The organism is Thermococcus piezophilus (genome assembly GCF_001647085.1).
GTDB classification, from domain to species: domain Archaea; phylum Methanobacteriota_B; class Thermococci; order Thermococcales; family Thermococcaceae; genus Thermococcus; species Thermococcus piezophilus.
This window is the reverse complement of the sequence record NZ_CP015520.1, coordinates 1,177,352-1,194,336: the sequence shown is the minus strand read 5'-3', so window position 1 is coordinate 1,194,336 and position 16,985 is coordinate 1,177,352. Positions and strand designations below refer to the sequence as shown.

The 16,985-nt window shown below is 50.7% G+C and carries 26 protein-coding genes, 4 tRNA genes and 1 pseudogene; 8 read left to right on the top strand and 23 right to left on the bottom strand.

Annotated elements, in window-relative coordinates; genetic code table 11:
• Nucleotides 1–18: 18 nt before the first annotated feature.
• The 8 genes and pseudogenes from A7C91_RS06590 to A7C91_RS12375 all read right to left on the bottom strand — a co-directional run bounded on the left by A7C91_RS06590 (nt 19) and on the right by A7C91_RS12375 (nt 4,725).
• Nucleotides 19–1,356, bottom strand: coding sequence for an FAD-dependent oxidoreductase (locus tag A7C91_RS06590; RefSeq protein ID WP_068665993.1), 1,338 nt, complete (start codon nt 1,354–1,356; stop codon nt 19–21).
• A 124-nt stretch (nt 1,357–1,480) separates the two neighbouring features.
• Nucleotides 1,481–2,284 carry an S-methyl-5'-thioadenosine phosphorylase gene (gene mtnP / locus A7C91_RS06585; RefSeq protein WP_068665991.1) on the bottom strand — a complete coding sequence of 268 codons (804 nt, stop codon included), beginning with the start codon at nt 2,282–2,284 and terminating at the stop codon, nt 1,481–1,483.
• 41 nt (nt 2,285–2,325) lie between these two features.
• Nucleotides 2,326–3,024 (bottom strand): hypothetical protein, encoded by a 699-nt coding sequence (locus tag A7C91_RS11835; RefSeq protein WP_234394323.1) that lies wholly within the window; start codon nt 3,022–3,024, stop codon nt 2,326–2,328.
• A gap of 2 nt (nt 3,025–3,026) precedes the next feature.
• Nucleotides 3,027–3,239, bottom strand: a complete 213-nt coding sequence (locus A7C91_RS11830; protein ID WP_234394322.1) for a hypothetical protein — start codon at nt 3,237–3,239, stop codon at nt 3,027–3,029.
• Entirely contained in the window at nt 3,236–3,451 is a 216-nt protein-coding gene (locus A7C91_RS11825) for a hypothetical protein (protein ID WP_234394321.1), read from the bottom strand. Before A7C91_RS11825 ends, A7C91_RS11830 begins: the two co-directional genes overlap by 4 nt.
• A gap of 264 nt (nt 3,452–3,715) precedes the next feature.
• Nucleotides 3,716–3,925: an RNA chaperone gene (locus A7C91_RS06575; protein WP_068665989.1), complete on the bottom strand. Its 210-nt coding sequence runs from the start codon at nt 3,923–3,925 to the stop codon at nt 3,716–3,718.
• Nucleotides 3,926–4,102: 177 nt separating this feature from the next.
• Entirely contained in the window at nt 4,103–4,306 is a 204-nt protein-coding gene (locus A7C91_RS12380; RefSeq protein ID WP_324609469.1) for an ARMT1-like domain-containing protein, read from the bottom strand.
• A pseudogene (locus A7C91_RS12375) lies at nt 4,303–4,725 on the bottom strand (ARMT1-like domain-containing protein). Before A7C91_RS12375 ends, A7C91_RS12380 begins: the two are co-directional and overlap by 4 nt.
• Before the next feature lie 556 nt (nt 4,726–5,281).
• On the opposite strand from A7C91_RS12375, the gene A7C91_RS06565 reads away from it, so the two are divergent.
• From A7C91_RS06565 to A7C91_RS06545, 5 genes are read left to right on the top strand one after another with little or no spacing between them, the layout of a single operon-like run.
• Nucleotides 5,282–6,628, top strand: coding sequence for a signal recognition particle protein Srp54 (locus A7C91_RS06565; protein ID WP_068665987.1), 1,347 nt, complete (start codon nt 5,282–5,284; stop codon nt 6,626–6,628).
• Complete coding sequence (locus A7C91_RS06560) at nt 6,625–6,864, top strand: Lrp/AsnC ligand binding domain-containing protein (protein WP_068665985.1); 240 nt, start codon at nt 6,625–6,627, stop codon at nt 6,862–6,864. Before A7C91_RS06565 ends, A7C91_RS06560 begins: the two co-directional genes overlap by 4 nt.
• A gap of 4 nt (nt 6,865–6,868) precedes the next feature.
• A complete protein-coding gene (locus A7C91_RS06555; protein ID WP_068665983.1) occupies nt 6,869–7,369 on the top strand; it encodes a YkgJ family cysteine cluster protein in 501 nt (166 codons plus the stop codon).
• 54 nt (nt 7,370–7,423) lie between these two features.
• Nucleotides 7,424–8,140: a phosphoribosyltransferase family protein gene (locus A7C91_RS06550; RefSeq protein WP_068665981.1), complete on the top strand. Its 717-nt coding sequence runs from the start codon at nt 7,424–7,426 to the stop codon at nt 8,138–8,140.
• A gap of 5 nt (nt 8,141–8,145) precedes the next feature.
• A complete protein-coding gene (locus A7C91_RS06545) occupies nt 8,146–8,472 on the top strand; it encodes a hypothetical protein (RefSeq protein ID WP_068665979.1) in 327 nt (108 codons plus the stop codon).
• On the opposite strand, the gene A7C91_RS06540 is transcribed toward A7C91_RS06545, so the two are convergent.
• Nucleotides 8,458–8,910 (bottom strand): Lrp/AsnC family transcriptional regulator, encoded by a 453-nt coding sequence (locus A7C91_RS06540; RefSeq protein WP_199920131.1) that lies wholly within the window; start codon nt 8,908–8,910, stop codon nt 8,458–8,460. The genes A7C91_RS06545 and A7C91_RS06540 overlap by 15 nt on opposite strands.
• Before the next feature lie 67 nt (nt 8,911–8,977).
• Here A7C91_RS06540 and A7C91_RS06535 point away from each other — a divergent pair.
• Together A7C91_RS06535 and A7C91_RS06530 are read left to right on the top strand one after the other, a co-directional pair.
• A tRNA-Arg gene (locus tag A7C91_RS06535) sits at nt 8,978–9,055 on the top strand.
• A 357-nt stretch (nt 9,056–9,412) separates the two neighbouring features.
• A complete protein-coding gene (locus A7C91_RS06530; RefSeq protein WP_068665977.1) occupies nt 9,413–10,168 on the top strand; it encodes a metallophosphoesterase family protein in 756 nt (251 codons plus the stop codon).
• Here the strand turns inward: A7C91_RS06530 and A7C91_RS06525 are convergent.
• Together A7C91_RS06525 and A7C91_RS06520 are read right to left on the bottom strand one after the other, a co-directional pair.
• A complete protein-coding gene (locus A7C91_RS06525; RefSeq protein ID WP_068665975.1) occupies nt 10,137–11,462 on the bottom strand; it encodes a lipopolysaccharide biosynthesis protein in 1,326 nt (441 codons plus the stop codon). The genes A7C91_RS06530 and A7C91_RS06525 overlap by 32 nt on opposite strands.
• A gap of 24 nt (nt 11,463–11,486) precedes the next feature.
• Nucleotides 11,487–11,786 carry an FUN14 domain-containing protein gene (locus A7C91_RS06520; protein ID WP_068665973.1) on the bottom strand — a complete coding sequence of 100 codons (300 nt, stop codon included), beginning with the start codon at nt 11,784–11,786 and terminating at the stop codon, nt 11,487–11,489.
• Between the two features lie 113 nt (nt 11,787–11,899).
• Here A7C91_RS06520 and A7C91_RS06515 point away from each other — a divergent pair, with 113 nt between their 5' ends.
• Entirely contained in the window at nt 11,900–12,226 is a 327-nt protein-coding gene (locus A7C91_RS06515; protein ID WP_068665971.1) for a PadR family transcriptional regulator, read from the top strand.
• Nucleotides 12,227–12,310: 84 nt separating this feature from the next.
• Here A7C91_RS06515 and A7C91_RS06510 read toward each other — a convergent pair whose 3' ends face one another.
• The 12 genes from A7C91_RS06510 to A7C91_RS06455 all read right to left on the bottom strand — a co-directional run bounded on the left by A7C91_RS06510 (nt 12,311) and on the right by A7C91_RS06455 (nt 16,972).
• On the bottom strand, nt 12,311–12,469 hold the full coding sequence (locus A7C91_RS06510; RefSeq protein ID WP_068665969.1) for a 50S ribosomal protein L40e: 159 nt from the start codon (nt 12,467–12,469) through the stop codon (nt 12,311–12,313).
• A gap of 59 nt (nt 12,470–12,528) precedes the next feature.
• Nucleotides 12,529–12,616, bottom strand: a tRNA-Leu gene (locus tag A7C91_RS06505).
• Between the two features lie 40 nt (nt 12,617–12,656).
• Complete coding sequence (gene rpsB, locus A7C91_RS06500) at nt 12,657–13,262, bottom strand: 30S ribosomal protein S2 (protein ID WP_068665967.1); 606 nt, start codon at nt 13,260–13,262, stop codon at nt 12,657–12,659.
• An 18-nt stretch (nt 13,263–13,280) separates the two neighbouring features.
• Nucleotides 13,281–14,306: a hypothetical protein gene (locus A7C91_RS06495; RefSeq protein ID WP_068665965.1), complete on the bottom strand. Its 1,026-nt coding sequence runs from the start codon at nt 14,304–14,306 to the stop codon at nt 13,281–13,283.
• Nucleotides 14,307–14,312: 6 nt separating this feature from the next.
• Nucleotides 14,313–14,486 (bottom strand): DNA-directed RNA polymerase subunit K, encoded by a 174-nt coding sequence (locus tag A7C91_RS06490; protein ID WP_068665964.1) that lies wholly within the window; start codon nt 14,484–14,486, stop codon nt 14,313–14,315.
• Nucleotides 14,487–14,507: 21 nt separating this feature from the next.
• Nucleotides 14,508–14,585, bottom strand: a tRNA-Pro gene (locus tag A7C91_RS06485).
• A 16-nt stretch (nt 14,586–14,601) separates the two neighbouring features.
• Nucleotides 14,602–14,799 (bottom strand): DNA-directed RNA polymerase subunit N, encoded by a 198-nt coding sequence (locus A7C91_RS06480; protein ID WP_068665962.1) that lies wholly within the window; start codon nt 14,797–14,799, stop codon nt 14,602–14,604.
• Nucleotides 14,800–14,837: 38 nt separating this feature from the next.
• The gene (locus tag A7C91_RS06475; RefSeq protein WP_068665960.1) at nt 14,838–15,245 is read right to left on the bottom strand and encodes a 30S ribosomal protein S9; all 408 of its coding nucleotides are present in this window, start codon (nt 15,243–15,245) and stop codon (nt 14,838–14,840) included.
• 11 nt (nt 15,246–15,256) lie between these two features.
• Complete coding sequence (gene rplM / locus A7C91_RS06470) at nt 15,257–15,685, bottom strand: 50S ribosomal protein L13 (RefSeq protein ID WP_068665958.1); 429 nt, start codon at nt 15,683–15,685, stop codon at nt 15,257–15,259.
• Between the two features lie 6 nt (nt 15,686–15,691).
• Nucleotides 15,692–16,054, bottom strand: coding sequence for a 50S ribosomal protein L18e (locus A7C91_RS06465; RefSeq protein ID WP_068665956.1), 363 nt, complete (start codon nt 16,052–16,054; stop codon nt 15,692–15,694).
• Between the two features lie 52 nt (nt 16,055–16,106).
• Nucleotides 16,107–16,194, bottom strand: a tRNA-Leu gene (locus tag A7C91_RS06460).
• 1 nt (nt 16,195) lies between these two features.
• Complete coding sequence (locus tag A7C91_RS06455) at nt 16,196–16,972, bottom strand: DNA-directed RNA polymerase subunit D (RefSeq protein ID WP_068665954.1); 777 nt, start codon at nt 16,970–16,972, stop codon at nt 16,196–16,198.
• Nucleotides 16,973–16,985: the final 13 nt, after the last annotated feature.

Here is a 16,985-nt window from a genome sequence, read left to right as displayed (position 1 = left end):
ATTGGTAGAAGAAAAGCCTCAAGTCCTCAGCTTCGCGAGGGCATCTTCAGCAGCCTTGACTATCTGGTAGCCAATGGGCGATGCCGTGAGAAGCGGATGGGTAGCTATCTGCAGCGTGTAGAGCTCGCTCGCGGTAAGGCGCTTCTGTATTGCCAGGGCAAGGATGTTTATCATCTCACCGACGCTCTTTCCTCCAGCTATCTGGGCCCCAAGGATTGCTCCCCTATCCCTGGAGAATATCAGCTTCACCGTCACCATGGAGGTATCAGTGAACTTTGCTGGATGCCTATCCGGACCCTTGGCGCGGCCGATGATGACTTCAAAGCCCTCCTTCTTTGCGGCTTCTTCGGTTAGACCCGCTGCGGCCAGGGTTAGTCCAGCAACGCGGGTGGAGTAAACGCCTATCGTCCTCCTGTTCTCCCTGACTATCTGGAGCTTGAAGAGGTTGGCTCCGGCTATTCTTGCCTCAAAGGTTGCAGTTGATGCGAGCATTAAGCCATAGGGCTTGCCCGTGAAGAAGTCCCTGTGCTCGACACAGTCACCGACTGCAAAGATGTCCGGGTGAGAAGTCCTCATGTACTCGTCCGTCCAGATGCCGTAGCGAGTAACCTTCAGGCCGGTTTTGATAGCTAGGTCAACATTCGGGCGGTAGCCAATGGAGAATATCACGAGGTCAGCGTCAAGCTCTTTGCCGTCCACCAGCTTAACCTTCTCGACTTTTCCGCTTCCCAGAAGTCTCTCAACCTGGCCGTAGACGATATTTATACCTGCCTCCCTGAGCTTCTCCTCAACAATCTCGCTGAACTCCGGATCGAAAGAGGCCCTCAAGAGTCTGCTCCTAACGAGCAAAGTTACGTCCTTACAGAGCTTCCTTATCTCGTCACCAACTTCAAGGGCTATAAAGCCCCCACCAACGATGACTACTTTCTCGGCATTTTCAAGCCTCTCACGGAGAGCTTTCAGGTAGTGGTAGTCCTTAGGGACGGTGTAAACACCGTCAAGTTTGGCCCCGGGTATCTCCAGAAAGACCGGCTTCGAGCCAGTTGCTATGACGAGCTTCTCCCAAGCAATTTCCTTTCTACCCTTAGTCCTCACGACCTTGGCCTTCGGATCTATCTCGACGACCTCATCAACGAGTATCTCCACACCGAGGGGCTCGAGAAACTTCTCGGCTGGAAGGATATCATCATCAACGCCCTCGAAGGTTCCAAAGATATAGGGAATGCCACAGGGGATCATGCCGATTTGCTCCTTTTTAATTACAAGAACGCTCTTGTCAGGGTAAAACCTCTTGGCCGAGATCGCCGCGGTTAATCCACCCGCGCTCGCGCCGATAACAACAACATCGTACTTCATATTTAGGCCCTCCTAACGGTTTTCAGTTAGGGTTACTCCCCAAAGGATTTTAACCTTTCGTTAACCTTGGGTTCAAAACGCGGGCACAGGGGATTTCATCAATGAAGAAAAGAGAACAGAGAAATCACTCTCCAGTCGCGCCCTTAAGGGCGTCCTTGCAACTGCAGCGGCGCTCTTTCGGAATGTGTTTAATGGAATTCATGAGCAAGTACTTTATCTCCTCACTCTTCTTTGCCATCAGCTCGACGACCTCAGTGTGGGTGAGCTTCTCCCTGCTTATCCCTGCAGCGAAGTTGGTAACTATGGCCACGCTGGCGTAGCACATCTCAAGCTCCCTTGCGAGAATCGCCTCAGGACACTGCGTCATGCCAACGACGTCGGCACCGAGTATCTTAAGCGCCCTTATTTCTGCCCTCGTCTCAAACCTCGGCCCTTCCATGCAGGCGTACGTCCCAGTGGGATGGTAATTGAACCTCAGCTCCTTTGCAGCACTTATAAGGGCCTTTCTGAGCTCCGGACAGTATGGGTCCGTGAAATCAACGTGGGCCACGAACTTCCTGTCGTGAGGACTGTTCTCGCCGTCGTAGAAGGTGTAGTGCCTCGTCTTCGTGAAGTCCAGAAGCTGGTCGAGGATAACGAAATCGCCCGGCTTCATGGCCTCGTTCAAAGAACCAACGGCGGACGTTGAGAGAATCCTCTCAACGCCGAGCTCGTACAGGGCCCAGATGTTGGCACGGTAGTTTATACTGTGCGGTGGAACGCTGTGGCCCTCTCCATGTCTCGGGAGAAACGCTATCTCCTCCTCGTTGTACTCGCCTATCTTCACCCCAACCTTCCCGTAGGGCGTGCTGACCCACTCCTCCCTGACGTTTGCCAAGAGCTTCGGATCGTAAACTCCAGAACCTCCTATAATGGCTATCCTCGGCATGATATCACCTAAAGGAAAGAAACGGGCGAGGGCTTAAAATGTTAGTGCTTCTCCCAGAAAGCCTTCTGGTGTGCAGCCTTCTTTTCAATGTCTTCCTCGATCTGGCCCTCGACCTGAAGCTCCAATATCTTCGTCAGTATCTCGCTGAGCAGCCAAGAGCCCCATTTTGGGTCTTTAACCTCAAAGGCGGCATCTATCGCCCCATCGATATCCCCCACCTTAAGTCTCGCAACGGCTATGCTTCCGAAGGCAAGGGAGCGGAGGTAATGGCCGCGGACGCGTTGGACGAACCTGACGGCATACTCAAAGTCTCTCAGCTTGGAGAGGTAAGTAACCACCTTTACCAAGAGGGCATCATCAGTCGTACGGTCACCTATCATCTCCACGAGATGTTTGTACCTCTCATCAACTGGCCGCTCAAGAAGCCGATGGAGGACAAAGCTGGCAACCTCTTCAAACTCCAACCTCTTCAAGGAGTATAAAAGGCGGGATAAAATCTCTTTCCTGTCGAGAGAGGTCTCAACTATATCCCCTAAGATAGCAAGCCTCTCATCGGGCGATAACTTCCCGAGTACTGTTATGACGAACTCAAGTTCGCCCTGGTTGACCAACCCCACCAAGAGTGACTTGAGAACGTTGAATCCAGTCTCAGATGACATGCTAAAGGCAATTTCAACGAATTTTTCGTAGGTTGTCTTTGGAACATTAGAGGTCTTCAGGTAAACCGCAACCTCCTTCATGGCTAGCCCAACCAGTACTCGCTCGTCATCTCCGAGAGTAACCGTATTGCACTCCCGAACTCTTCGCGCTTAAGGTGTTCTTTTATTGCCCCGATGGCACCGATTGAACGCCATGGCTCCTCCTCGATCCGATCTATGATAATCTTGGCCTTGCACATATTGCCCGTTTTGATATAAACACGGAGTATTTCGAGGAGGAGATCGTTACGCTTCACATTGTCCTTAACGTCCATACGTAGAAGAGTGCATCGTCGGCAATATCCAATTCCAGAAGCCTGTCCACAAGGTTCTCAAGCAGATCATCCCTCAGGGGTTGTGGGAACGCGATTATTGACTCGTATGCCTGCTGGAAAACCTTAGACGCGATTTTAGAACCGGTTCCATAAATGTAAGTGCATATCTCAATTACTGCCTTTACCATAAGCACGGATTATCGATGGATCCCGCAGCGTTGAATGCGTATTTGAATGCCTCTTTGTACCCGGGGTTTCTGGATCGGTACATGTAGTAACCAATTCTAGCGTAGGTGACCGCTCGAAGGTATTCGTCTCTAATGCTCGAGGCCAGCTTAAGAGCCCCACGATAAACATCCACGGACATCATTTCCCCATAGTAGATTTACGACATCGGAGTATTTAATGATTTCCAACATTTGGGACAGAAACAGGAGAATTAGACAAAAAACGAAAATTCAGCCAAGCTCGTCGTAAACGATACCCACGACCTCACCATCGTCGAGGGACACGAAGCTTACCTTTGTTTTCTTTCCGCTTTTAGGATCCACAACAACAAAATCCGGCTGTAAGAGGTACTTACTGGTGGGTATCTTCCAGACATCGCCGTAATGGGCCCTAAGCTCTTTCATAAATCTATCTGCGTCACGTTTAATTACCGTAGTCACAGTTATCACCATTCAACTATACTACTTTAAAATATAAAAAGGTTTCTTATAGACATTCGTTAAAGTTAATATCGACAATTGTCTATTAAAGCCACCCAATGGACATGGCGGAACCTTCAGGAACGTTCAGCTCCCTTGCTATGGGCAAACATTTGGCCTTGAGAAGGAAAAATATCCTCAATCCCGGAGTTCACTTAACGTTTCGAAGTTTGCCTGTCCCTTGGCGATTGTAACGTCAGCCATATTAACGAGCTCTATAAAGTCCTCTGACGCATATTCCAATGGCGTTCCTGGAAGACGAGATCCGGTTGAACTCACATGTGAAAACCTGTTGAACCCCGCCTCCAACAATTCTTCCACGGTGGCGTCGTTGATTATCATCCCTCCTTGGCGGCGACGTACACCTCAATACCGGGAAAGAGGCGCTTGATCGTCTCGATGAAGAGCCTGTCAAAGTAAATCTCACCGCAGTTATCTACGAGGTACAAGAGAACCCAAGCTTTTTCAAACTCGCGGAACAGCACATCACTCTCGTCTATGTAGAGCTCTTCTCCCGCCATGCGGAGGATGTCATCCTCTATCTACCCTGGGTTATACCCGACGGATACGTCTATCACGTTTCCAGCAATAGCCAGCCGCATGACAGTTTTGAAATCGTCAACTGTACCGATGTCTTTCGCAACCTTTCTGGCGAGCTCACTGGAGCGGCGCTTGTATTCCCTAAAAGGGTCATCATTGCCCAGAAACTTGTAGAGCTCAAGGAACAGCCTTCCACCGTCGTTGCTGACCGGAGTCTTCATTGAAAAATTCGCCAATCTGTTTGGCAAGGAAAACCATTGCCTCCCCGCGCTTTTCAAGATTGGATGTGCTCATCTCTACTATCTTCTGGACCTAATTGACCGCACAAGTGATGCACTCGTAGTGAATCTTCATATTATCATCGGAGAAAATAGAAGAGGTGAGTTATATAAATCAAACCATCATGAGCTGCTCGACGTACTTGAGCTCCTCAGGAATAGGCTTCTTTTTCCTTCTTTCCATTTCTTTCGTGAGCATGTACTCGTAAAGTGCAGTCATCCAGGTCATCTCTCTCACCCCCTCTTTGTCTCTCCAGCTTATATTAACTATATTTTGAGTTTAAAAGCCTTGTGAGACTTAAGAATTCCACGAATGCCTCCTAAATATCTTTAATCACCCAGAAAAGCAGCGATGATGGTTTTTGGAATTGGATGAGCATAAATGCACAATTTAAAAAGTCCTCATGCCGTATTTTTCAACAAAAGAGAACATTCAAACAGGCAAAAATAACCTAACTGTTTATAAACTTTGAAGCCTCCTTCACTATGGTGGGAGAAGATGGCCTTAGAAAAGCTCGGAAAGGCACTCAACAACGCCCTGAGGAAGCTCGCTCGTTCAAGCACTGTGGATGAAGCCACGATAAAGGAAGTCGTGAGGGACATCCAAAGGGCTCTCATTCAATCAGATGTTAACGTTCGACTCGTTCTTGACCTGACCAAGAGGATAGAAAAGAGAACCCTCGAAGAGAAGCCCCCCGCGGGTGTTTCGAAGAAGGAGCACATAATTAAAATCGTCTATGAGGAGCTCACCAGGTTCCTTGGAACAGAGGCTAAACCAATTGAGATAAAGGAGAAGCCCACCGTTCTGCTAACGGTTGGTATTCAAGGTTCGGGCAAGACCACCAGCATAGCGAAGCTGGCGCGCTATTTCCAGAAGCGTGGTTATAAAGTGGGCCTCGTCTGTTCGGACACCTGGCGTCCAGGAGCTTACTACCAGCTCAAACAGCTCGTCGAGCCCCTTGGCATAGAGGTTTTTGGAGATCCGGACGAGAAGGACGCGATAAAGCTCGCCAAAGAGGGAGTTGAGTACTTCAAAGAGAAAGGAGCAGACATCATCATAGTCGATTCCGCGGGAAGGCACAAAGAGGAGAAGAGCCTCATAGAGGAGATGAAGCAGATAAGCAATGCCATAAAACCGCACGAAGTCATCCTCGTCATAGATGGAACTATCGGCCAGCAGGCCTACAACCAGGCACTGGCCTTTAAAGAGGCAACCCCAATAGGCTCAATCATCGTTACAAAGCTCGATGGCTCCGCTAAAGGTGGTGGAGCGCTGTCTGCTGTGGCCGCAACAGGGGCACTGATAAAGTTCATCGGTGTTGGTGAGAGGATAGACGACCTCGAGCCCTTCGACCCCAAGAGGTTCGTCTCGCGCCTCCTCGGCCTCGGCGACATTCAGGGACTTCTTGAGAAGTTTGAGGAGCTCCAGAAACAGCAGGAATTCAGCGAGGAGGATATGGAAAAGTTCCTCAAAGGCAAGTTCAATCTCAAGGACATGTACGCCCAGCTCGAGGCCATGCAGAAGATGGGTCCGCTCAAACAGATACTGCAGATGATCCCAGGAATGGGGTACTCCCTCCCGGAGGAAGCGGTTAGGGTCGGAGAGGAAAAGCTGAAGAAGTTTAAAGTCATAATGGATTCAATGACAGAAGAGGAGCTTGAGCACCCAGAGATAATCAACTACTCGAGGATTAAAAGGATTGCGAGGGGCTCCGGAACCAGCACCCAGGATGTCAGGGAGCTTCTAAACCAGTACAAACAGATGAAAAAGATGTTCAAGAGCATGGATAAGAGAAAACTCTCCAAAATTGCCCGTAAATTTAACCTGGGAGGGTTTGGGTTATGATAGGGGCCTTCGTGCTGGTTGTTGTTAAGCCCGGAACAGAAGAGAAAGTCTACGAAGTTCTTGCCAAAAACGAGAAGATTAAGGAAATCTACCGCGTCTATGGGGAATACGACATCATTCTCCGCGTGGAGGTCGGGAACATCGGGGAATTAGACAGCTTCCACGATAAGGTCCTGAGGAGAATAAACAACATAGAAATGACAGAGACCCTCATAGCAAGCTCCTACAGGGGGTGAACACTTGGAGAAGAGGTGGGTCGCCACGATTCACCTCGATACGTTAGAGGTAGAATCGGACCCCACATTTAAATTTAAGTGCCTCGAGAACTGCGGGAAGTGCTGTTACGAGCTTGAGATACCAATAAGGAACGAGGATATAGTCAGGATAGAGGAGCTCGGCTATAATGCCTGGGAGTTCGTGGACTACAACAAGAGTTTCTACAGAGGGGACAAGTTCCTCAGCTATGCGGTTAAAAAGAGACCCTTCGACGGCAGCTGTGTATTTTTGGACTCGGAGACGATGAGGTGCAAAATTTACAAGCACAGGCCCCTCGCGTGCAGGCTGTATCCTTTCGTTTTCGTGAAGCATGGGAACAAGATGGAGATCTACGTCAAAGAAGATCCATTCTGTCCGGGCATTAACCATCCCAAAGGCGAGCCCGTAACGAAGGAGTTCCTCCTCAGGGAATACGGGGACATTATAGAGGACTACCGCAGAAAGGCTGTAAACCTCGAAGGATAACCGAAACATATTTATACATTTTCTTGTTAATTTCTAGCCACCGGAGGTGAGAGAATGAGCCAGTTAAAGTCGGTCCAGGAGAAACTCAGACTCGTCAGAATCCTTAGATTGCTTAAGAAAACCTACACCTACGAGGAGCTCTCGAAGATAACGGGCCTCCCCATAACCGTCCTCAACAGATACGTCAGGGGAAAGGTCCTTCCAAGTGCCGAAAGAACAAGGGAGCTCCTTAAGCTGCTGCTCCCCTACGTTAACATCGAGGAGGAAGTTAAAAAGAGGATAAAATTCGATGAGTACGGTTTCTTCGACAATATACCCGTCATCAGCGACACAGCCCTGATGAGCATAATAGCCGAAGACGTGGCAAGCAGGTTCATGGACAAGAACGTGGATAAGGTTCTAACGGCAGCGACCGATGGGATACCCCTCGGTGTCCACGTTGCGAGGGAGCTCAACGTCGATGTGGTCTACGCCAAAAAGAAGAAGGAAGTCGGAGTTGAGAAGTTCTACGAGGTAAGCTATGTGCCAAGCGCCTCTGGAAGCGTTACAACACTCTATCTCCCCCAATGGGCTCTCAAAAAGGGCGAGAACGTCCTCATTGTCGATGATGTCATTAGGAGCGGTGAAACCCAGAAAGCCCTGCTGGAGATGTGCAAGCAGGCAGTTGCAAAGCCCGTTGGCATGTTCTTCCTGATAAGCGTCGGAGACGTCATTGACAAACTCAAAGAAGAGTACAACATCCCCGTGGAGAGCCTCATAAGGCTGGAGTGATTGAAATGAAAGTGCTGATTTACAACGTTGATAGCCTAACCCTCCTGGTGGAGGTCGAGCCTGGCCTCCCCTTCACCTTTAACTGCAGTTCGGAGGAATGCGGCAAGGAGATAATCATCGAAGGCATTGTGAGAATCGTGGATGAGCTCGAGTTCAATAGGGTTCTTGAGAATACCATCTCGGAAAATCCCGATTTTGAGAGGATAAAGGAAATCACCGCGAGGAACCTCATATTTGAGGGGAGGGTAAATGGGAAAAGGGTTAAGCTCCCCGTGGAGAGCATGGACAACTTCGCCAAGCGCTTCATGGATGAGGTTTTAGTCCTCCGTTAGCTTAATCCTTAGATCCTCTTTTACAACTTGCATGGCGACGCTCGTGTTCGTTTTTTCCACACCATCAAGTGAGAGGAGCCACTTGACGAACCTGTTCATGTCGGCCCTGTCCCTGAATTTGGCAACCACTACTATGTCGAATTCTCCCGTTATGTCGTAGACCATTATCACCCCATCGTTCTCGGCTATCTGGCGCTCAATTTCAGTAATCTTCCTTCCCTGAGCTTTAACCCCGATGACCGTTGTCAGGCCAAAACCAAGCTTCTCGTAGTCAAGGATAGGGGCAAATCCTTTGATTATTCCTTCCTCTTCCATCCGTTTGATGCGGTTATAAACCGTTCCCACGGCGATTTTAAGCTCACGGGCTATCTCACGGTAAGATAGACGAGCATTCTCCTGAAGTAGCGAGAGGATTTTGAGGTCAAGTTCATCCACCATCTTCACCACCACACCAAATAGACCGTAAAGTTTAAATATCCTTCCCTGTGAGGGAATAGCGGGCAGTGGACCGGTAGCCTAGCTAGGATAGGGCGGCGGCCTCCTAAGCCGCAGGTCCGGGGTTCAAATCCCCGCCGGTCCGCCATACAAAGTTTCTCGCTGGGTTTAAAAGGAGCATATTCCACGGTTAATTCATTGTGCCGACTCTTAGGAGCCCACTTGAGGTTCTCTCCATGCCTAGCATAAGAGGCTCTTTATGCTCTCCGGCCACGCTATAAATTACCTTTTGATGTGCCGCTATCGACCATTCGGCGAGAAAACAGCTGAAGGAGGTGAAAGACACGGTGGAGGACGCGCTCTTGTTTTACATAGCGAGCATGAGAAGGGAGACCGAGCAGAGGAAGAAGAAAAAGCGCTTTCTCCTCTGAACCCTTCCGAAACCTTTAAATATTTTTGTCACTTTTAGTTAATTTGAGTAAGAAAAATTGCGGAGGTGCTGACGATGGTCTACGTGGCGGTTCTGGCCAACATCAACGGGAACTTCCCTGCGCTGGCCAAGGCACTTGAAAGGATAGAAGAGCTCAAGGAGGAAGGATACGAAATCGAGAGATACTACATCCTTGGAAACATAGTTGGCCTCTTTCCATACCCGAGGGAGGTCCTTGATACCCTCGATGATCTGATAAAAAACAACCTGGTCAAGGTCATCCGTGGTCAATTCGACCAGCTCATCGCCATGAGCGACCCCCACGCAGAGGGTTTGGACTACATCGACCAGCTCGACCTTGAGCCCCACGTAAAGGCCGCCCTCAAATACACCTGGGAAGCCGCCGGTCACGAGGGAAGGGAGTTCATCCGCGATCTGCCAATATACCTCGTGGACAGGATAGGCAAGAACGACGTCTTCGGCGTCTACGGAAGCCCGCTCAATCCATTCGAGGGCACGGTACTTCCAGACCAGCCCACGAGCTACTACGAGTCCATCATGAGGCCCGTCAAGGACTACGAGATACTCCTTGTTGCATCGCCCAAGTATCCAGTCAATGCCATGACGAGGTACGGAAGGGTCGTCTGTCCTGGTAGCGTGGGCTTCCCACCGGCCAAAAACCACAAGGCGACCTTCGCGCTCATAGACATGGATACGCTTCACACTAAGTTCATCGAAGTGGAATACGACAAGAAGCTCGTTGAGGAGAGAATAAAGCAGGAAGGCCTTCCCGAAGAGATCATCCGGATTCTTTACCACGGAAGGATTTGAAGGAGCTTAAAACATCTTTAATATCTTTTCTCTCGTAGATCACGAAGAGTAACAGGCCAACCATAAGGGCGACTTTTGAGACGAAGACTAAAGACTGAAGGGCCAGCGCGGCAAGAAGTGGAAGGTATATTCTAGGAGAAACCCCAAGGAGTTTTTTTGAGTAGTGAGTGGAGCCGAGCAGTATAATCGCGTAGCCAATGATCAAACCGATCATTACACCGAAGGAACCAAACGTGGGAATCAGATAAAGCCATGACAGGAGAGATGCAATTGCACCCAGCAGAGCAACGAAAGTGCCTTTCCTTACGTAGGCCGTCGAGTTGAGTGCAACTATGCAGGGGTTATAAGCTATGTAAACCTCCATCGCCATCAGGGCAAGGTAAAAGTCTGGCCCAACATCAAAGCTGAAGAACATTGAAAGAACCTCCCTGCCAAGGAGCATGAGGAGAGAAACTCCCAAAGCAGTGAGGAGTACTAGAACTCTTGTGGTCTTTTCAGCGAGAAACCTGACGTAATCATCTCCACTCCTGCCGTACTTGTAGGAGAAAAGAGGTATTATTGCAGACTGGACCACTTGGGGGAGGTATGTGAGCAGGAAGGCCACCGAGAGGACTGCGGCAACCCTACCAGCGACTTCCGCTCCCGCGAGATACTCGCTTATGAAATAGGGCCCCTGGACTAGGAAAACACCCGAGAGCGCGCCAATGAAAGCGAACGATGAATAAGAAAAGAGGAGCGTGAGCTCATCTTTTCTGGGCTTTCCAAAAAGATTGAATTTCACCAGATAGCCCAGGGAAAAAAGGGAGACGAAGCCAAGGAAGAGAATGTACGGTGCAAAGACGTTGGGGAGGAGAAAACCAAAGAGGAATCCAAAAAACGCCAACGTTATGATGTATGCGTAGTGCTCACCACGGTGGATTCCATAAAGAAAGCTCCTCAGCGTGAGCTGTATTCCTCTAAAGGTTGCTAGGAGGGAGAGGTAGACATTGAAGGGAATCAGGAGAAGGCCAGCGAGAGGGAGGAGGAATGATGGAAGTGTTATTGAGCGGATCGCATCTTTATCACCCCTTCCGAGAAACTCCGATGCATATTTCCCAAGCGCAACTGCGAAAAAACTCAGTGGGATTGCCAGAAAGAAGGCCTGTGAGATAAGTGAGTTTGCCCTCCCGAGTTCCTCGACGCCGAAGCGCCGAGAGACGATTACGCTGTAGAGGAACCTGCTTAACCCAGTCAGACCGAGGGCTATTATGGACGCTAGAGAATGACGCAGGAGAACGCGGCGTTCGTAGCTCATGGCTAAAAAATCGAAGGAATGAATTTAACCTTTGTGGAATCCGAGGTAGAAGCCAGCTACAAAGGCACTAGTTCCAGGCAGGATTCCTAGAACCTTCTGCCCGAGCGTGGCTATCTGGGTCGTCAGGTCTCCAGCAAGGTTAAAGAGCTTGTCGGTGTTGATTGTTATCACACCCTTCTGCTGGAGCCAGAAGAGGCTGAGCATGTACGCACCTAGTAAAGCCATCGCAAGCTTCATGACTTTCTTGAGGGCGAAGCCTGTAAGGAATCCCGCTATTCCGCCAACGCCCACGTCCCCAATCATGGCATTTACATCTAAATCCATCTACACCACCATTCGGACATACATCCTAGGGAGATAAAACGTTTTTGTTCCAAAATGTTTAAATTAAACGAGTCCAAAATATTTGCAGTAGATAAAAGTCCGGAAGTGGGAGCATGACGAGTCCGATGGAGAGACTTAAAAATAAAATAACTAAGGAGGTTCTCTGGCTCTACATCCTCCGCCTGCTAAAAGAGAGACCCATGTACGCCTATGAACTGAAGGAGAGAATAAAAGAGGCCTTCAACTTCGAGCCGGCGACAGTCAGCTCTTACGTCGTCCTCTATAAGCTCGAGAAGGACGGCTATGTCACAGCAGAGTGGCAGGAAAGCGAGACTGGGAAGCCGTCGAGGAAGTACTACAGGCTCACTCCAGAGGGAGAAAAGCTCCTCGAAGAGGGGCTCGCCTTCTTGGAAATGATGCTCTCAAAGCTCAAAGGCTGAGCTTTTCTTTAAATTACTGTTGAAATAACAGGTGAACAAAAAGAAAAGGTACTTGAATAGACAAAGCAATGATAGCAAAAGCCCTCAGCGTCCCATTCCACCGCGTGGCTCCTTGGCCTTCGGGCGAAGCCCCTTGTAGCCGCACTTCCTGCACTTCTTGGCCTTCCACGGGTTAGTGGCACCGCAGCGCATGCAGATGTACTTCTTAAATATCCTGGCCTCAGCCTCTGGGAATCTCGCCATCGTAATCACCCCATGATCTTGAACTCCAACACACCTTTTTCTCCCCACTTTTAAAGCTTTGGTGCGGGGGACGGGATTCGAACCCGCGCAGCCCTACGGCAGCGGATCTTAAGTCCGCCCCCTTTGGCCAGGCTCGGGCACCCCCGCGCGAGTGAGAGTGGGAAAGGCAAAATTAAAAGGTTTGCCCTCAAGTCCTGACTATCCTCATCTCAAAGTCCTCAATCGGGACCTTGAAGTCCTCCCGGCTCTCGATCTCCTTCCTGTTGTAGAGTATCTCCCTCGCAAGGATCCAATAGATAAGCGCGAGGGCCTTCCTACCCTTGTTGTTGGTCGGGATAGCAACATCAACGTAGCTGAGGAAGTTCTCGGTGTCAACGAGGGCAACTATTGGAATACCGATCTCTATGGCCTCCTTCATGGCCTGGTAGTCGGCCCTCGGGTCGGTAACGATAAGGACATCGGGCTCAAAGAAGTTCTTGACCTGTGGGTTGGTCATAGTTCCCGGGAGAAACCTTCCGGGGATAGCTCTGGCGCCGGTGACCTCGCCAAACCTCTTGACGGGCTTCTGACCGTAGAGCCTGACACTGACCGCGAGAATGCTCTCGGGATCAAACTTGGCGAGGAACTTGCCGGCAATGCGGAGCCTCTCATCGGTCTTCCTAACATCGAGGACGTAGAGACCGTCCTGCCTGACCCTGTAGATAAACTTCTTCATGTCCTGGGTCTTCTGCTGGGTTCCAATGTGGATGCCCGCAGCAAGGTACTGGTCGAGTGGAACCAAATACTCCTCCATTTCTTTCACCCTCCTTTATCATCCTTCGAATGTTATTATCCTTCCTCTTTCACCCAAATCTTCAGCGATTCTTATTAGCTCGTTCAGCTTGGCGATGGAATCCTTTCCCAGGACCATCGCCGGGCACTTGAGGCCGACCGCGAGATGCGGCAGGGCCTCATCAGAGGACTCGTACCTGGCTTCCGCCAGGATGGGCGTGATTCTCTCCGACTTCGCGTCGTTCACGAGGTTGTATAAGTCGGTGAGCGTGCCGAGGTTAATGGGCTTTATGGAGAGTGCGTTGTAGTAGCGCCTGTCAAGGATGTCCTTCTGGCGGAAGAGGTGTTCACCATCCACAAACACCCCATGGGTTCCCACTATCAACTCAAGGAACAGCTCCTCATCGCCCATCGGCTTTATGTAGGCAACGTTGTTGTCCTCAACTACATTGAGCACCACTTCAGTCTCCATCGGCCTCTTCTGGACAAGGCCAAGCGCAACCTCCAGACCAAGATCGCTTCCAGCCTTCTCGGTAGCCTTTGAGAGGGCCTCAATGGTCATAGTCTCAGCGTTCTCAAGCACTTTTGCGGACGCGTCAACCACATCGGTTATCTCCATCAGGTCGCGCACCATCACGTAGTAGTCAAAATCCTCTCCACTCGCTATCTCCAGGAGTGGAACGGGCAGTTCTGTAGTGAAGGTTCCACCTATGTAGCTGTAAAGTGGCATCCTCTTGACACTGGCAGCGGCCTTCGCAACCGCCATGGAAACCGCCAAAGCCGTGTTTGCGCCTATGTGGCTGAAGTCCTCGGTGCCGTCTATCTCCCACAGATAGCTGTCGATGAGCTCCTGCTCGCTTGCGTCAAATCCTATCAGCTCGGGACCTATTATCTCGTCGACCTCGCTAACGGCCCTGTGGGCCTCCGCTATGTAAAGGCTCGGATTATCGTCTATCGGAGCTGCAAAGCGACCGAATCCCGAGCTGGTGATAACGTCTACCTCGACGGAGTACTTTCCGCCCTTGAGCACTGCGACCCTGCCGATTACGTTCTCTATCACGGTCATCTTTCATCAGCTCGGCCTTATTACGGTGAGCGGAATTATGCCCTTCTCAAACTCAAGGAGCGCTACATCAAGCGGCGTGATTCCTTCCGGGACGTCTATGAGTATGGGCGCACCCATCGCTATCTGGAGAGCCCTCGCTCCCACAATCCTCGCCCTTTCAAACCTTGTGTACCTGAACATTCTAACCACCTGTGCAAATTTTGGTGGGGCCGCCGGGATTTGAACCCGGGTCTCCGGCACCCCAAGCCGGGAGGATAGACCAAGCTACCCCACGGCCCCCCAGAAATGTGGTTTTTCAGTATACTCTGTAGACCATTACCTGATCTATCAGCTCGACGTGACTGAGGAGCGTCCTCCTGCAGCAGTACCTCTCTACTCCGAGGTCGTCGAGCACCTTCTCAGGGTCTTCGCCCTTCTCGACGCGGGCCTTAAACTCGTAGTATTTATCTCCCAGGACTTTTCCACATGTGAAGCACCTTACGGGGACTATCACCCGTATCACCTTCTTCGAAATGAATATTAAAGGCAGGATCAGCGGTAGGACTTCTGCCTCTTGGCCCTTGGACCCTTGGTCGAGCGGTTGGGCTTATGCGGCTCAGTTCTCCTTGAGTCGCCAACGAGCATTGTCCTGTCGTACTTCATAAACTTTTCTTTGAGGTTCATGTCGTTGGTCCACTCGATGAGGGCCCTAGCAATGGCAACGCGGGCAGCCTCCGCCTGACCCATGAAACCTCCGCCTTCCACCTTGACGTCGATGTCGACCTTGCTGACAATCTCCTCGCCGGCAAGGACGAGGGGCTCCATAATGGTGAAGCGCGCAATTTCTGGCTCGGTTATCTCAACCGGCTTGTGGTTGATCCTGACGCGACCCTTTCCTTCCCTAATGGTGGCCCTCGCAATGGCAGTCTTCCTCTTTCCAGCAGTCTGGATGACCTTCATTTTCTCTCACCTCAGAACTTTCCACCAAGGAACTTCGCGACCTCGCCAACAGTAACGTACTTAGGCGTGGCGAGCCTCGACATGTGCGCCTCCATCAGGGTCTCCAGCTCCTTGCCCTCAAACTCCTTGGGAACACCTACGTAGACATTGAGTCTCTTGAATGCCTTTCTTCCGCGGTCGGTCTTCCACGGAAGCATGCCTCTGACGGTTCTCCTGACTATCTCGTCGCTTCTCTTCGGGTAGAAAGGACCCCTTCTCGGGTTGGTCCTGGTCCTGAGCTCAGTCCTCTGCTTGTACTTGGCGAAGATGTCCTCCCTGTTGCCAGTGATGACGGCCTTCTCAGCGTTGACTATAATCACTTCCTCGCCTTCGAGGAGCATCTTGGCGACCTTTGAGGCGAGTCTCCCAAGTATGAGTCCTTCAGCGTTAATAATCCTCATGGCCCATCACTCCATTATGATTACTCCACTTCCCTTCGGGTTTCTCTCGAGGAGCTCCTCAATCGTGATAGCCTCCCCACCGGCTTCGGCTATCTTCCCCTTAGCCGTCTCACTGAACTTCCAGGCAGCAACGACAACCTTGTGCTCGAGCTTTCCAGCACCGAGAACGCTTCCCGGAACTATAACGGTGTCGCCCTCTTTGGTGTATCTATTGATTTTGCTGACGTTCACTTCAGCCCTCTGCCTCCTAGGCCTCTCAAGACGCCAGGCTATGTCCTTCCATATCTTCACTCCTTCCTCGTTTGACTTCTTTCTGAGGTAGCGGATGAGCCTCCTCAGGTTGATGTCAGTTGGACCGGTTCTTTTCATGAGCATTCCTCCTTCACAATTCTCGCACCGAGGGACGGGGTGAGCGTGAATTTGGTGCGGGGGCGGGGATTTGAACCCCGGAACCCCTGCGGGACGGGACCCTGAATCCCGCGCCTTTGACCAGGCTCGGCAACCCCCGCGTCACTCGGCTAATTTATGGAGTTCGCTTATAAATCTATCGCTCTTCCTCATCAGAATCTTGAGAGCTATGGTAACTATTTCCTCAACGGGGAGCTCCCCGTTGGTTTCCACGGTAAAGACGAACATATTGGGCACAACCTCTTCGGTGATCTTATCACCCACAAACTGGTCGAACTTTCTTGGAAGGTAAAACGCCTTAATTGTCGTTATGATCAGCTCGTTCTCAGTCTCCTCCACCAGGAGACCGCGCTTTTCAGCCAGAGCCTTAAGCTCCTCCCAGTCCGGAACCTCTTTGCTGACGTGAATTTTGGTCAGGTACTTGTAGTAGACAAACCCTGGCTGCCATTTCGCGTGGTCCTTTCCGCGGCCAAGCTTGGCATAGGCGTTGAGAGTGAGCCTCTGTCCCTCAGCGAGCTTGACTATTGGGATGTTTGGGTTTGCTGGCCTGACGTCCGGGTCATCGCTCTTAAGGTCGCCCGAATACACCATACCTGGACCCTCTGCCTCCAGAGAAAGGATAACCGTGTAGTCGTCAAGCTCTAAAGCATCGAGGGGAAACCTCCCAGCTGGCGTAGTGAGTGGAATCATTGCCAGGCGATGAGCGATAATCTCGTCAAAGAGGGCCGAATCGTTCTCGAATAACTCAACCTCATCCACAGCAAATGTGGGAACCTCTGAGAGGATGGTTCTCCTGAGGGCGTTGGCAAAGGGAATGTCAACTCCCTCAAGGATGAACTTAATCGAGTCCTCCCTTTTGTCAAGAATCTCAAACTTCATTTTCCTCACCAAA

Coding starts and splice junctions, on each gene's coding strand:
- A7C91_RS06590 (WP_068665993.1), bottom strand. CDS start 1,356: ATGAAGTACGATGTTGTTGTTATCGGCGCGAGCGCGGGTGGATTAACC.
- A7C91_RS06510 (WP_068665969.1), bottom strand. CDS start 12,469: ATGGCGAGATTCCCAGAGGCTGAGGCCAGGATATTTAAGAAGTACATC.
- A7C91_RS06525 (WP_068665975.1), bottom strand. CDS start 11,462: ATGAGCTACGAACGCCGCGTTCTCCTGCGTCATTCTCTAGCGTCCATA.
- rpsB (WP_068665967.1), bottom strand. CDS start 13,262: ATGGAGGAGTATTTGGTTCCACTCGACCAGTACCTTGCTGCGGGCATC.
- A7C91_RS06540 (WP_199920131.1), bottom strand. CDS start 8,910: ATGGTGGATGAACTTGACCTCAAAATCCTCTCGCTACTTCAGGAGAAT.
- A7C91_RS06490 (WP_068665964.1), bottom strand. CDS start 14,486: ATGTTCAGGTACACAAGGTTTGAAAGGGCGAGGATTGTGGGAGCGAGG.
- A7C91_RS06465 (WP_068665956.1), bottom strand. CDS start 16,054: ATGAAAAGAACCGGTCCAACTGACATCAACCTGAGGAGGCTCATCCGC.
- A7C91_RS06455 (WP_068665954.1), bottom strand. CDS start 16,972: ATGAAGTTTGAGATTCTTGACAAAAGGGAGGACTCGATTAAGTTCATC.
- A7C91_RS06545 (WP_068665979.1), top strand. CDS start 8,146: ATGAAAGTGCTGATTTACAACGTTGATAGCCTAACCCTCCTGGTGGAG.
- A7C91_RS06495 (WP_068665965.1), bottom strand. CDS start 14,306: ATGACCGTGATAGAGAACGTAATCGGCAGGGTCGCAGTGCTCAAGGGC.
- A7C91_RS06520 (WP_068665973.1), bottom strand. CDS start 11,786: ATGGATTTAGATGTAAATGCCATGATTGGGGACGTGGGCGTTGGCGGA.
- A7C91_RS06560 (WP_068665985.1), top strand. CDS start 6,625: ATGATAGGGGCCTTCGTGCTGGTTGTTGTTAAGCCCGGAACAGAAGAG.
- A7C91_RS12380 (WP_324609469.1), bottom strand. CDS start 4,306: ATGATAATCAACGACGCCACCGTGGAAGAATTGTTGGAGGCGGGGTTC.
- A7C91_RS06475 (WP_068665960.1), bottom strand. CDS start 15,245: ATGAAGGTCATCCAGACTGCTGGAAAGAGGAAGACTGCCATTGCGAGG.
- A7C91_RS06565 (WP_068665987.1), top strand. CDS start 5,282: ATGGCCTTAGAAAAGCTCGGAAAGGCACTCAACAACGCCCTGAGGAAG.
- A7C91_RS06515 (WP_068665971.1), top strand. CDS start 11,900: ATGACGAGTCCGATGGAGAGACTTAAAAATAAAATAACTAAGGAGGTT.
- rplM (WP_068665958.1), bottom strand. CDS start 15,685: ATGAGGATTATTAACGCTGAAGGACTCATACTTGGGAGACTCGCCTCA.
- A7C91_RS11835 (WP_234394323.1), bottom strand. CDS start 3,024: ATGAAGGAGGTTGCGGTTTACCTGAAGACCTCTAATGTTCCAAAGACA.
- A7C91_RS06530 (WP_068665977.1), top strand. CDS start 9,413: ATGGTCTACGTGGCGGTTCTGGCCAACATCAACGGGAACTTCCCTGCG.
- mtnP (WP_068665991.1), bottom strand. CDS start 2,284: ATGCCGAGGATAGCCATTATAGGAGGTTCTGGAGTTTACGATCCGAAG.
- A7C91_RS06550 (WP_068665981.1), top strand. CDS start 7,424: ATGAGCCAGTTAAAGTCGGTCCAGGAGAAACTCAGACTCGTCAGAATC.